This is a genomic window from Streptacidiphilus neutrinimicus, assembly GCF_000787815.1.
Taxonomy (GTDB): Bacteria; Actinomycetota; Actinomycetes; order Streptomycetales; family Streptomycetaceae; genus Streptacidiphilus; species Streptacidiphilus neutrinimicus.
Genome location: NZ_BBPO01000081.1, coordinates 12,149 through 24,628 on the forward strand (window position 1 = coordinate 12,149; position 12,480 = coordinate 24,628).

Annotated in this window: 12 protein-coding genes; 5 read left to right on the plus strand and 7 right to left on the minus strand. The window is 71.0% G+C overall.

What is annotated here, in order from left to right:
- The 6 genes from TR48_RS32650 to TR48_RS32675 form a co-directional block, all read right to left on the minus strand.
- On the minus strand, positions 1-490 hold a 490-nt coding region (locus tag TR48_RS32650; protein ID WP_052443242.1), incomplete at its 3' end, for a hemerythrin domain-containing protein.
- 154 nt (positions 491-644) lie between these two features.
- On the minus strand, positions 645-983 hold the full coding sequence (locus TR48_RS32655) for a hypothetical protein (protein ID WP_042374020.1): 339 nt from the start codon (positions 981-983) through the stop codon (positions 645-647).
- A gap of 445 nt (positions 984-1,428) precedes the next feature.
- Positions 1,429-2,502: a Nickel transporter NicT gene (nicT, locus tag TR48_RS32660; RefSeq protein ID WP_042374036.1), complete on the minus strand. Its 1,074-nt coding sequence runs from the start codon at positions 2,500-2,502 to the stop codon at positions 1,429-1,431.
- 282 nt (positions 2,503-2,784) lie between these two features.
- Complete coding sequence (locus TR48_RS32665; protein ID WP_236652432.1) at positions 2,785-4,140, minus strand: tetratricopeptide repeat protein; 1,356 nt, start codon at positions 4,138-4,140, stop codon at positions 2,785-2,787.
- A gap of 21 nt (positions 4,141-4,161) precedes the next feature.
- Positions 4,162-4,851 (minus strand): class F sortase, encoded by a 690-nt coding sequence (locus TR48_RS32670; protein ID WP_084729945.1) that lies wholly within the window; start codon positions 4,849-4,851, stop codon positions 4,162-4,164.
- Positions 4,852-4,916: 65 nt separating this feature from the next.
- Entirely contained in the window at positions 4,917-6,545 is a 1,629-nt protein-coding gene (locus TR48_RS32675; protein ID WP_042374023.1) for a DUF4331 domain-containing protein, read from the minus strand.
- Positions 6,546-7,106: 561 nt separating this feature from the next.
- On the opposite strand from TR48_RS32675, the gene TR48_RS32680 reads away from it, so the two are divergent.
- Both TR48_RS32680 and TR48_RS32685 read left to right on the plus strand, forming a co-directional pair.
- Positions 7,107-8,774 carry a HoxN/HupN/NixA family nickel/cobalt transporter gene (locus TR48_RS32680; RefSeq protein ID WP_152628308.1) on the plus strand — a complete coding sequence of 556 codons (1,668 nt, stop codon included), beginning with the start codon at positions 7,107-7,109 and terminating at the stop codon, positions 8,772-8,774.
- Between the two features lie 18 nt (positions 8,775-8,792).
- Positions 8,793-9,134, plus strand: coding sequence for a hypothetical protein (locus TR48_RS32685; RefSeq protein ID WP_052443243.1), 342 nt, complete (start codon positions 8,793-8,795; stop codon positions 9,132-9,134).
- Positions 9,135-9,527: 393 nt separating this feature from the next.
- On the opposite strand, the gene TR48_RS32690 is transcribed toward TR48_RS32685, so the two are convergent.
- Positions 9,528-9,851, minus strand: coding sequence for a helix-turn-helix transcriptional regulator (locus TR48_RS32690; RefSeq protein WP_042374024.1), 324 nt, complete (start codon positions 9,849-9,851; stop codon positions 9,528-9,530).
- A gap of 152 nt (positions 9,852-10,003) precedes the next feature.
- On the opposite strand from TR48_RS32690, the gene TR48_RS32695 reads away from it, so the two are divergent.
- Genes TR48_RS32695 through TR48_RS32705 form a run of 3 tightly spaced genes read left to right on the plus strand, consistent with a single transcriptional unit; the run spans position 10,004 to position 12,002 of the window.
- Complete coding sequence (locus tag TR48_RS32695) at positions 10,004-10,519, plus strand: hypothetical protein (RefSeq protein ID WP_042374025.1); 516 nt, start codon at positions 10,004-10,006, stop codon at positions 10,517-10,519.
- Positions 10,520-10,530: 11 nt separating this feature from the next.
- On the plus strand, positions 10,531-11,247 hold the full coding sequence (locus tag TR48_RS32700) for an ANTAR domain-containing protein (RefSeq protein ID WP_152628309.1): 717 nt from the start codon (positions 10,531-10,533) through the stop codon (positions 11,245-11,247).
- Positions 11,248-11,252: 5 nt separating this feature from the next.
- Entirely contained in the window at positions 11,253-12,002 is a 750-nt protein-coding gene (locus tag TR48_RS32705) for a GAF and ANTAR domain-containing protein (protein ID WP_042374027.1), read from the plus strand.
- Positions 12,003-12,480 lie beyond the last annotated feature (478 nt).

Consider the following 12,480-nt stretch of genomic DNA (forward strand, 5'->3'; position numbering starts at 1 on the left):
TTTGTTCAGGGGGGGGTGCGGGGGCGGCCGGGTGGGGGCGGGTGGGTGCCTTGGCCTTGGCGGAGCGGATCTTCTCGCCGAGTTCGTCCAGTTCGGCCGGGGTGCAGGCGGCGGCCAGGGCCGGGAACAGGCGGCCTTCCTCGTCGGCGACGTGGGCGGCGACCTCGCTGATCACGCGGGCCACCAGTGTGTCGAAGTCGGAGTGGTCCGCGTCCATGCCCTCCAGTTCCTTCAGGAGTTCCTCGACCGTGGCGTGGTCGTCGAGCTCCTTGTCGGCCATCGCCGCCCCGCCGGTGACGCGCTCGCGGACCGCTGGGTAGAGGTACATCTCCTCGGCGACCGAGTGCCGGACCAGTTCGATGGTGAAGTCGTCCGCGATCCGGCGGCGCTGGGGGTCGCCCGGCGGCAGCGCGTTGATCTGGTTGAACATCTCCTCGACCTCGCGGTGGTCGGCCTTCAGCTCCTCGACGACGTTCCCGTCGTGTGCCATTGCGCTGTGCTCCCTTGCCTCTGGTGGCCGGGCCCTTTCAGTGGGCGGCTCGGCGGGCATCCGTTCCCGGCCTGCGCGGCGGGCTACCCGCGCGGGGCGGAGTGCGCCCGGACAGCCCCGGAACTCGCGGGAACCGCGCTCTGGCGGAAGCCGGTCACATGCTCACCCGCGCGAGGGCGAGGCTGGTGGCGATCGCGGGAGCGGGGCCGTCGGCGGCGGTGTCGGCCAGGGCCTGGCGCAGCCGGTTCCGGTCGCCGGTCACCAGTGCGCAGGCGGTCTGGCGGCCGCGGCACATCCGGTCGATCCGCAAGGCGGTGCTGACCTCCACCGGCCCCAGCTCGCCCTCACCGAAGTCGACCACGACCCTGGCGGCGCGGTGGCGCAGGTGGTCGTCGACGGCGCGGCACAGCACGGGCCGGTCGTCCACGGCCAGGGGGCCGTGCACGGTGACGATGACGACCGCGTGCGCATCACGGGCGATGCTGAACACCATGAGCCGCTCCGATCCCTTCTGCCCGGGGGATGCGCCACTGTAGAGCGCGCGGCGGCTTGCGGTTGGTCGTTGCGCCAGGACACACCGGGGGCTTGTGGGGCGGTGCTGCGGGTGTGCGGACCGCGCCGGCGCGGTGGGTTGGTGGGCGTGCGCTGCGGCCAGGGCGTGGAAGAGCGAACTGGTCCTCGGAGGCGGTCGGCCGGCCGCCCCTGCGCCGTCCAGCAGTGTGCCGCCCACGCCGTCTCCACCTGGTGGAGTGCCGGCGTTTCGCCCGGCCCCGGCGACGCCGCGCAAAGGCGTGGGCGGAAGCGGTTGTGCAGTGGTCATGCCCGATGAACGACCCTGGGCCCGGCCGGACGCACGACGGGTCCACCGGGCAGGGGAGCGCAGGCGCGGTCTGGTCGCGCCGGTCATCGGGTGCGCGTCGCCCCTTGGCGCCTCCGGCTCAGTCGGCTGCCTGCTCGGTGGGCTGGAGGTGGGTGGTCCACTTGTCCTCGATGCGGGCCAGGCGCCAGTACAGGAGGGCGAACACCCAGGTGGCGATGAACAGTGCGACGATCATGAAGCCGATGGTGTTGAGGTCCAAGCCGGTGACGGCGGCCCAGAAGGGGCCGGTCAGGTTGAACTGTGCCTGCAGGATGGACAGCAGTTCTACGGTGCCGATGATCAGGGCGACGGCGACGGACAGGCCGGTGATGGTGAGGTTGTAGTAGACCTTGCGGACGGGCTTGGAGAAGGCCCAGCCGTAGGCGAAGTTCATGAAGGATCCGTCGATGGTGTCGAGCAGGGACATTCCGGCGGCGAAGAGGACCGGCAGGCAGAGGATGGCGTACCAGGGCAGGCCGGAGGCCGCACCGGATCCGGCCAGGACCAGAAGGGCGACTTCGGTGGCGGTGTCGAAGCCGAGGCCGAACAGGACGCCGACCGGGTACATCTGCCCGGGCTTGGTGATGGACTTCATGAGCGTGCCGAAGACGCGGTTCATCAGACCGCGGTTGTTGAGCTGGTCTTCGAGGGCGGCCTCGTCGAACGCGCCGTCTCGCATCCGGCGGAAGACCTTGAGGATGCCGTTCAGGATGACGAGGTTGACGGCCGCGATGATGTAGAGGAAGGCGCCCGAGACACCCGTGCCGATCAGCGAGGTGTAGTGGTGCAGGGCGGAGTTGTCGTCCCTGACCGGGTCGGCCAGGGCCTTGACGCCGAGGCTGAGCAGGAGCGTCAGGGCGAACACGACGCTTGAGTGGCCGAGGGAGAACCAGAATCCGACCGACAGCGGGCGCTGGCCGTCGCTCATGAGTTTGCGGGTGGTGTTGTCGATCGCGGAGATGTGGTCGGCGTCGAAGGCGTGGCGCATCCCGAGGGTGTAGGCGGTGACGCCGATGCCGATCCCGAAGGTCTTGGTGCCCAGGCCCAGGTGCTGCGGGGCGACGACCGCAACCAGGGTGAACCAGCCGATGACGTGGAGCGCGAGGATGAACACGGTCATACCGCCCGCGCGGATCCATTCCTGGCGGGTCATAGAGAGCCGCACGCGGGACAGGCGTGAGCGTGAGGACACTGCGGAGGCGGTGGGGGCGGAGGTCGTCATGGGGCTCTGCTTCCTTGACGGGCAGGGAGAGGCGCGGCACAACCTGGACGCACAGTCACATTAGTTGCAATATATGTGCAATAGGCGGCGGTGTCACGTTCAGTGGTCGTGCAGAAGCATGCGGTGGCTCCCGCGGGTGGGGCGGGTGGGAGGTTCTTGTCGCCACAGGGGTGCGCCGGTGCGCGGCCGGTGGGGCGAGCGCCTGTCGGCTCTCTACCGGCTCTTTGGGTGTGGGTCGCTGAGCAGGCTGTGTGCCCGGGGGGCGTCGAGGGGGTTGAAGTGGGGGTTGATGGCGAGGGTGGTGGTCAGTTCGGCGCGGGCGCTGGTGGTGTCGCCGAGTGCCAGCTGGATGAGTGCGCGGTGGTAGTGGAAGAGGGCGTTGCGGGTGCCCTGGGCGAGGGCTTGGTCGGATTCGGCCAGGGCCTGGTGGTCGAGGTTGTTGAGGTGGAGGGCCCAGGCGAGGGCGTCGTGGGTTTCGAGGAAGGGGCGGGTTCTGATGCCGGCGCGTGCGATGGCCAGGGCCGTTTGTGGGTTGCCGTGGTCGGCTTCGAAGAGGGCGGCGTCGGAGTCGGGGGTGACGCCGTTGTCGGTGAAGAGCTGTTGTTCGGCGCGGAAGAGCTGGTACTGCTCGGTGGCCTGCGCGGTCCGGCCCAGTGATTGGTCGAGCTCGCCGAGTTCAAGCACGTATTCGGGTTGTGGGACGCGTGCGGTGGCTTGCGTGAGGTCGGCGATCGCGGCGTCGGTCTGGCCCAGGGCGGCCTCGGCCTGGGCTTTGGCCTGCAGCAGCGGGGTGTAGGTGGGGGCGACGGCGAGGCCCTGCCGGGCTTGGGCGAGTGCGGCTTTGGGGTCGCCGTTGTTGAAGGCCAGTTGGCCGAGGTAGTAGTAGGCGAAGGCCTCGTCGGTGGGGCTGGCCGAATCCTGGAGGGCGCGTTGCATGTCGTGGCGGGCGGTGGCGATGTCGCCGCGTAGCTCTGCGACGTAGGAGGCGCGTGCGAGGGAGGGGGCGCCTGGTTTGAGGTCGACCATGCGCTGGACGGCGTCGGCAGCTTGGTCGTAGCGGCCGAGCTGGGTGAAGGCGTCGGCGAGGGTGCCGTACAGGGTGGAGTTGTACGGGTTGACGGCGACGGCTTGGCGGGCCCAGCCGAGCGCGGCGGTGAAGTGGTGGCGGGCGTTCTCGAGGGCGGCCATGCCGCCCTGAGCGGTGAAGTTGTCGGTCTTCTGCAGTGCGAGGGAGCGTTCCAGGACGGCCTCGGCCTTGGGGTAGTAGCTGGGGTCGGCCGTGTTCTTGGCCTGTTGGACGTATTCGAGGCCGAGGGTGGCGAGCGCCTGCGGGTCCTGGGGTGTCTGCCGCAGCTGGGCTTGGAGCGTGGTGATGGCCGCGGACAGCGGGTCGCCGCCGGGGGCTGCGCCGGCTTGGTCGAGCGACGGCGATGCCTGGCCGCCGGGGGATACCTGCCAGGGGGCGAGGGCGAGTCCGCCCACGAGGAACAGTCCCACGCCCAACGCGGTCGTCACGGCGGCGGCCAGCATGTTGCGGTGCAGGGGGCGTGGGCGGTGATGCGATGTCAATTCCCGCTCCAGAGGGTGGGGTCAGACGCGGTCGTGGAAGAGGAAGTGCCGCGCGTGCGCCGGGGCGGCCAGTGCGGCGTAGACGACGAGGTTGTCCAGGTACTGGTGCGCCCGGTGGTCGTAGGGGCCGCCGCAGGTGATCAGGCGCAGCGCCGGTGGTCCGGCCGGGGTGTAGACGTCCTGGTCGGGGAGTGCGCTCTTGGCGTATTGGCGCAGGGCCTGGACGATGAAGGCGATGCGGGTGTGGTCGGCGCGGTCGATGGTCACGCTGTCGCCGGGGCGCAGCGCGGACAGGTGGTAGAACGCGGCCGGGCCGGTGCGGGAGTCGATGTGGCCGACGATGATCGCCGCGCCGGGGTCTCCGGGGTGGGGACCGTCGCTCCACCAGCCGACCTGGTCCGGTTCGGCAGGGGCGGCGAGGTGGCCGTCCGGTTGGACCTGGAGGTCGACCAGAGCGCTGTCCAGATGGATGCCGGGGATTCGGATCCGGACGGGCGCGGGGGCGATGGCTGCGCTGTTCGGCGGCGGAGAGCCTTGAGTGGTCGAGGTCTGCGGGAGGGTGCCCACATCCGCGGGCGCGACCGAGCGGCTGGCGGGTGGGGTGACGAGGATCAGGGCGCCGGTGGCGGCCATGGCGGTGCCGACGGCGATGGCGAGTGCGCCGGCCAGGCGCACGGGGCGGGCGGGACGCAGGCGGCGGATATCCCCCATGCGAACGTGCCGCGGCCGGCGGCCCTCCTCGGTGGAGGGCTGCCGGCCTGATGGGGCGGAGTGTTTCACGCCCGGTCGGCGCGCCGTCGGCGCAGTGCCAGGATTCCGGCGGTCGCGAGCAGTGCGCCTCCGCCCAGTGCGGTGGCGGCGACGATCGGGGACCGGCCGCCGGTCAGGGCGGTGCCGCCGAAGCCGGCGCCGATGCCGCCGTCGGGCTGCGCGGACGCGGCCTGGTTGACCGCCGCGGTGTTGGGCAGCGCCACGTAGGGGAAGGTGCCGCTGGGCTGGCGGTAGGGGGTGTTGACGCCGTCACCGGCGGCCAGCGCGGGAACGATCTTGCCGGTCTGCGCGGCGCCTTCCAGGGCCTGCAGTTCGATGTCGACGACGTCGTCGTTGAGGCGGCGCCCGTTGGGGTATCCGGCCAGGTCCGCACCCAGTACGCCGAGGCGGTTGGGGTTGGCGGACGGCGGCACGGCCATGTTCAGGCGCAGCTCCTCGGCCGGGGTGAACGCGCTCTTGCTCGCGTCGGCGTTGAGCATCTGGGAGTTGAGGTCCGCCTGAATGGGGCCGCACGCCTTGCAGATCCCGGTCAGGAAGATCTCCACCAGGTCGTTGCGGGGGCCTGCCGGGGCCGGGATGCCGTAGATGCTCTGGATCAGGTTGGGGACGATCGGGAACTTGACCTTGTCGACCACCGGCGTGACGGTGTGGTCCTGGTCCGGGGGCAGGGCGTTGAAGGCGTCCTTGTACTTCAGCGGAACGACGACCTCGTTGACCAGCGGGTTGCCAAGGCGCGAGACCTGATGCCAGCCCGCAGCGGCCGCGGCGGCTCCTTCGCCGCCCTTGCTCTGGCTGCTGGACACCTGCGCGCCCTGGCGGTCGGTGGTGGACCACACCCCGATGACCGGGTTGCGGCCGGGGTTGCCGTTCAGGGCCAGGTCCTTCTTGGGGACCTGCAGGACGATGGTGTTGACGTTGTAGCCGGCCAGGGTGTTGTGCCCGGTTTCCTTGAGGTTGCCGCCGTAGAGCAGGTCGAAGACCCGCAGGTCCAGGAAGAAGGGGTCCGATGCCTGCCCGGCGAACGTCCGGCCGCCGTCCGGCAGGGACACCAGGGCCTGCTGACGCAGGGAGGCGTAGTTGGGCATGGACGCCTTGCCGACGTTGGACGGAGCCGCGGGCGCGTCGTTTACCAGGGTTTTCACGCTGCCGTCGGCGTAGGTGGCGGTCAGGGTGTAGGTCTGGCGGAAGTTCAGTGTCGGGTCGTTGAGGTTGTTCACGACGCCGGTGTTGTAGAGGAACTGGTTCGCGTCGTCGCGGATGTGGTCGCTGAAGGTCCAGGTGTAGGTGATGTCCGGCTTGCCGGTGCCCCTGCTGTCGATCTTGATGTTGTAGTGGGCGTCGTTCGCGAACGGGTAGAAGTTCGGGCCGCCGTTCGGCTCCTCGAACGGGATCCAGTTGGACACCAGCGTGACCATGTCCGGGTTGTCCGGGCTGGTGAAGGCGTAGACGTCGGTGTTGTCGGCCTTGGGGTCGCCCGCGATCAGCGGGGCCTCGCGGTGGCTGGAGGCGGAGCTGACGCCGGGGGCGAGGCCGGCGATGGAGGCGGCCGACACCAGAGCGACGGCGCCGAGCGCCGCCAGGGCACGTTCGGGCCTTCTCGCGAAGCTTCGTCCGGGCAAGCGAAGGTGACGCATGGTCCATCCGTTTCCGAGGAGAGCGCCACGCCCGGGGTCTGGGGGCAGGGCGACGTCGTGGGTAGCGCTCGGGGCCCTCGGGGCGACTCTTCGTCCCAGCGCGCATCCGCGATGTGACAGTCCGTCCACAGGAGGCTCTAAGCAATTTTTAATCCAGCACGAATACGGACATATCTGCCACGCCTGTGCGCCGATCGTGTTCGCTGTGCCGGGAAAAGACTCCGGCCGAGCGAGAAGCGCTGGGCTGTCAGAACTCCGCAGGGCGAGAACCCTCGCCTCGCGTGGGCCGCCGGCCCGTCAGGGACGCACGCCTCAGGTCCTTACTGAGACGGTTCGTGGTCCGAGCGGGTGGTGGAGCTCATCCGGGCGGGTGACCAGGTCCTCGACGCGGCGAGCGGGCCACGAACTTGGCGGCCGGTGCGCGCATGGTCGTCTCGGGGCCGTGGACCTGCGCCATGACGCGCCCTCAGCTGGTCAACGCAAGGGACGCCAGCGACCACCGGTGGCCGAACCCGCTCCCGCCGCGACCGGCGGCCGGGCCTACTTCTATGGAGGCACGCGATGGCACAGCGCCACCTGGCCCGCCGGGCCGCCGTCCTGGCCTGCGCGGTCTTGTGGCTCTGCGGCGTGACCGCGCCACAGGCCGACGCGCACCCCCTGGGCAACTTCTCGATCAACCACTACACCGGGTTCGTCGTGCACGCCGACCACGTGGACGTCCTGGCGGTCACCGACACCGCGGAGATTCCCACCCTGCAGCAGACACCCGCCGTCGACACCGACCACGACGGCACCGAGAGCCCTGCCGAACGCGCCGCCTGGGCCCGTGCCCGCTGCACGCAGACGGCCGGGAAGCTCACCGTCACCGCCCCCGCGCCGATGACCTTCACTGTCACTGCCTCTTCCTTCGTCTACCAGCCCGGCCAGGCAGGTCTGCGCACCAGCCGCCTCGAATGCCGCCTGCGGGCCCCGCTCAACCTGGCGGGCGGCCCGCTGGCCTTCCACGTCGACACCGGTGCGGACAGCACCCGCGTGGGCTGGAACGAGATCACCGCGCAAGGCGTCGGCACCCACCTGCAGGACTCCACCGTCCCGCAGTCCTCCCCCTCCGACGAACTTCGGCACTACCCGCGAGACCTGCTCTCGACCCCGCTCGGTGACACCCGCGCCCAGTTCACCGTCATCCCCGGCCAAGGAACGTCAACGACCAGCGGCAACACCCCCGACACCGGGTTGGCGGGCGGCCTCACCGCCGGCCTCGAAGGCCTCTCCAGGCAGCTGACCGGCCTCGCCGCAACCAGACACCTCACCATCGGCATCGGACTGCTCGCCGTCCTGCTGTCACTGATCCTCGGGGCCGGACACGCCATGCTGCCCGGCCACGGCAAGACCGTGATGGCCGCCTACCTCGCCGGCAAGCAAGGCCGCGCCCGCGACGCGGTGACAGTGGGAGCCACCGTGACCCTCACCCACACCGCGGGAGTCCTGGTCATCGGACTGTGCCTGACCACCTTCTCCTCCCTCGCAGGGGACACCGTGCTCAACTGGCTCGGCGTCGCCAGCGGCGCGCTCGTGGCCGCCGTCGGCGTCAAACTCCTCACCGACGCCCTGCGCCGCCCCCGAGGCACCACACACCCAAGCGACGCCACCTCGCCGGCCGCCACGCCAGCCATGGCCGCCCTCGTCGGCGCCACCGAACCCATCCCCGGCACGACCGCCGGCACGCACGACCGCGCCCCGCAAGACCACGACGCCCACGTCCACCACGATCCCCACCATCACCACGCCGGCACGGACCATCACCACACCCACGGGGACGCCGCCCGCCCCCACGAACCACACCGCCACGGGCCGTTCGGACACCACCACTCCCACGCCCCGGCCGCCCCCGCACAGCCGTTCACCACCCGCGGCCTGATCGGCCTGGGCATCGCCGGCGGCCTGGTCCCCAGCCCCTCCGCCCTGGTCGTGCTCCTGGGGGCCATCGCTCTGGGCCGCACCGCTTTCGGCGCGACCCTCGTCGTGGCCTACGGCATGGGAATGGCAGCGACCCTCACCGCGGTCGGCCTGCTCCTGGTACGCCTGGGGGACCGACTTGGCCCAATCCGCGACCGCCCGGCCTTCGCTGTGCTGCGCCGCATCGCACCCCACACCGCCACCCTGACCGCCGCCCTGGTCCTCATCGTCGGCCTCGGCCTGATGATCCGAAGCCTGGCACCGGCCCTGTGACTCCCGGAGAGGCCACGCGTGATCCCCGCCCGCGAACTCATCCACCCCGCCGCCCTTCTGGCCGCGGCAGCGCTACTGAGCGGCTGCACCGCGACCGAAGGGGCGCTGAACGCCCAACCGGACACACCGTCGCCCACCTGCCTGGTCCACCAGAGCAAGAATCCGGCGACCCGCTACACCGCGGGCACCAGCGCCGACACCCTCTCCGTCCTGGAGATGATGCGCTACTACACCGCCAACGGAACCAAGCCGTTCTGCGACGGCAAGCCGGCCACCGCGACCGACCGCCGCTGGATGGAGCTCTACATGCGCCTCGGCGGCAACCCGACCCACATCCCCGCATCACTGAACAGCCCGTAGCACCCCGACAGGGAGGAGAGGAGGCACCTTCCCGGCGCGCCGCAGCGGACGCGGAACGGGACGCCGCAGTCACGGCGGGTGAACGCACAGGGTCTGCGGTGCTCCTCGTCGGTGTCCGCTGACCTATCATCAAAGCCCCGTCCGGTGTACTCCGGGCGATCCGCCGGCCCCGGCAGCGCCCTCCCCCGTGGGGCACGCCTGGGCCGGTGTCCTCTCCGTGGGAAGATCGGCGGCCCGAACCCACCACAGCAGCGCACCGGCCGAGTCGGTTCCGAGGGTGCAGGCGGCACCGCTGACCATCTGCCGTGGCCCCGCGGCGGCGTATCCGCGCAGCGCACGCCGCTGCTCGCCATCGGCTGGAACCAGGACCGGACCCGGCGGGATGGTGGTCCTCTACAGGTCGAGGGGTTCGGGGGCGGGGCCTGTGGTGAGCGCGGCGAGGAGTTCGGCGACGGTGGGGCCGGCGTCGGCGGGATGACGCAGCTTCTTTCCGGGCACGAGCCGGTAGCGGCTGCGGCGCCCCGCCCGGGTGTGGGAGAGGTAGCCGGCCTCTTCCAGGTCAGCGATGATGCGCAGCACCGCCCGTTCGGTCAGCAGGCAGTGCGAGGCGATGTCCCGTACCCGGATCCCGGGATCGCGGGCGATCTGGACCAGTACCCGGGCATGGTTGGTCAGGAACGTCCATTGCGCAGCCTTCGGGGTGGGGTCCGGCTCCATCCTCCAAGGGTCTCCCGGTCCACGTGTCACGGCAAACACGAAACCAGTTTCATGCAATTGTTGACACCCCTCGGGCTGAGGGCGACGCTGGGAGAAGCACGCTCGACGAACCGTGCCTGCTCTGACGACCCCGCGAGGCCGGAGGTGGTGCTGTGAACAGGGACGAGCTGAACGCGCCGGCCGCACTGCCGCGTGGACACGGGACCGTGCCGTGCTCCGTCGACCAGGCTCTCAACGCCGTCGACACCTACCTGGAGTTGGCCGAGGACCGCCCTGAGGCAGCGGTCGCGGTCACCCGCGAGCGCGGCTGCGCAGTCGCTCTGCAGCCGGGGCCCGTCCAGCCCACAGGCGGCGTGATGAACGGCCAGCCGGGGTTCCAGCCCCGCTCCACTGCGGAAGACGCAGACGGAGCGCTGGTCGGCGACTTCTATACCAAGGACGTCCGCGCCTTCGACAAACCCATCACCGACCTCCAAACCGACGCCGCCGACCTGGCTCAGGTCACCTCCGTCAGCTCCACCGGCCTGAACGCCCCGCACGGCCTGCGCCTGCGCGCTGGTCTCGCACTAGCGCGGTCGGCGTCCCGTTTCACCCGGGGATCATCCCTCCAGCGGGCAGCCCTGCGAATGTCGCCCCGGGCGGTCGTCCGGGAACGGGACGCCTGGTGATCAGTGACGGCATGGCCGAGGTTCTACGGCTGCTCCAGCTCGACGACGGGTTCGACTCCGCGGCGGAGGTCGCCGCACGGGCCGCTGAGCTCCTGGGGGTGGACGGGTTGACCGTGTCCCTGGCGACCGGGGGCGAGCGGGCGGAGCTGATGTGGTGCACCGACGAGGCGGCCGGCCGGTTCGAGGACCTGCAGTTCACCCTCGGGGAAGGCCCGGGTCCCGATGCGGTGCGCACCGGCGCGATGGTGCTGGTGCCAGACCTGGCCCGCGTCGGCCGGGGGCGCTGGCCGGCGCTCAGCATCGAGTCTGTGGGGCTGGCGGCCCGAGCGGTGTTCTGCTTCCCGATGGGGATCGGAGCGATCCGCGTCGGCGTGCTGGCCGTGGTGCGCCGGACCACGGGGCCGCTGACCGACGGGCAGGTCGGTGACGCGCAGGTGCTGGCGCACGCCTTGACCGGGCGCGCACTGGGCAGCGTCGTCCCGGGCATGGACGGAACCGTCCCGGCCGATACCGCGGACACGCTCTTGCACGCGGTCGTGCACCAGGCCACCGGCATGGTCAGCGTCCAGCTCGGCGTGCCCCTGCCCCAGGCCCTGCTGCGGCTGCGCGCGCACGCCTACTCCAGCGGCCGCCCCCTCACCGACGTCTCCCGGGACGTGGTCGCGCGGCGGCTGCGCCTGGACCTCAACGGCAACGGCTCCCCGTCGCCCGTCTCAGACAAGGACTGATCGCCATGGCACGCGAACAGGAGATCACCAAGGTCTTCGTGGAGGTCGCCGACTCCCTGATCGATGACTTCGACCTGATCGACTTCCTCCAGCAGCTGTCCGAGCGCTGTGTGGGACTGCTGGACGTCGCCGCATGCGGGGTGCTCCTGGCCGACGAGCACGACGTGCTGCAGGTGCTGGCCGCCTCGGACGAGGACACCAGGCTGCTGGAGCTTTTCGCGCTGCAGCACGACCAGGGCCCCTGCGTGGAGTGCTACCGCAGCGGCGAGCCGCGCACCAACATCAACCTCGACCGGCCGAGTGCCGCACAGGCGTGGCCGCAGTTCACCCCGGCCGCCCGGCACTCCGGCTTCCTGTCCACCAACGCGATCCCGATGCGGCTGCGCGGGAAGGTCATCGGCGCCCTCGGCCTCTTCCAGACCACCGACCATGCCCTCAGCGACGCGGACACCGCCCTGGCCCAGGCACTGGCGGACGTGGCCACCATCGCCATCCTGCAGCAGCGCACCCTGGCCCACAGCGAGACCGAGCGCGGCCAGCTGCAGTACGCGCTCACCAGCCGGATCGTCCTGGAACAGGTCAAGGGCATCCTCGCCGAACGCTGGCACGTCACCACGGACGAGGCGTTCGCCGCCTTCCGCGGCTACGCCCGCGCCCACCATCACCAGCTCTCCCGCCTGGCCCGGATGATCGCCGACGGCGAATTCGACACCGCCCAGATCCCCCGCGCAGCCCCCCACCACCCGCGCCGCTGACCGAGCCTGGCAACCGGCCCAACAGAGCGACGGCGCGGCGGCCGCCGAGGAGGTCGCGGGCCCGGCCGACCAGCCCGGTGCCTGGGGCGGGGAGCTTGTTCAGGGGTGGGTTCTCGGGGCGGCGGGATTAGGGCCGGGTGGGGTCTGCTCCTTAGCGGTTGGGCTCGTCGAGCTCCGCGGGGGTGCAGGCTTCCCGCCCGCAGCGGGAAGAGGTGGTCCTCCTCGTCGCGGACGCGATCGCTTACCTCGGTGATGATGGGTTCCACGTCTTCGTCGAAGTCGGCCCGGTGGGTGTCGATCCGCGATGACGGCCCAGGATCGTCGTGTGACGCGGCCTCCGGCAGTCGAGCGCTGCCGCTGACCTGGGCACCGGGAGCGGTCGGATGAGGTCCTGGTCCGGAGCCTGAACTGCGTCGGCGCGGCCGCCCGGGGGCGGCTGGGGCACGGCTGGGGCTACGTGGCGGGTGTGGTGGTGGTT